The sequence below is a fragment of the Phyllobacterium sp. SB3 genome (genome assembly GCF_040009165.1).
Classification (GTDB): Bacteria; Pseudomonadota; Alphaproteobacteria; order Rhizobiales; family Rhizobiaceae; genus Phyllobacterium.
Genome location: NZ_JBDYKI010000036.1, coordinates 1 through 447, shown reverse-complemented (window position 1 = coordinate 447; position 447 = coordinate 1). Strand labels below are relative to the sequence as shown.

Here is a 447-nt window from a genome sequence, read left to right as displayed (position 1 = left end):
ATCTATTTAGACTCACTACTAGCTTAAAACATGTTGATGTTGAAGAAGGAAATGAATCGTTTGCCTCAGTTGATGGTGTTTTGTTTTCAAAAGATAAAACCCAATTAATTTATTATCCAAGTCAAAAAAATGACGAAAGTTATAAAACGCCTAAGGAGACAAAAGAACTTGCATCATATTCGTTTAATAAAAATTCTTACTTGAAAAAACTCGAATTGAATGAAGGTTTAGAAAAAATTGGTACTTTTGCATTTGCAGATGCGATTAAACTTGAAGAAATTAGCTTACCAAATAGTTTAGAAACTATTGAACGTTTAGCCTTTTACGGTAATTTAGAATTAAAAGAACTTATATTACCAGATAATGTTAAAAATTTTGGTAAACACGTTATGAACGGTTTACCAAAATTAAAAAGTTTAACAATTGGTAATAATATCAACTCATTGC

General features: G+C 28.0%; 1 protein-coding gene. It reads left to right on the top strand.

Going from position 1 to position 447, the window contains the following annotated elements:
• Positions 1-447 (top strand): leucine-rich repeat domain-containing protein (locus ABKW30_RS29280; protein WP_348602488.1); only part of this gene is annotated, 447 nt, incomplete at both ends.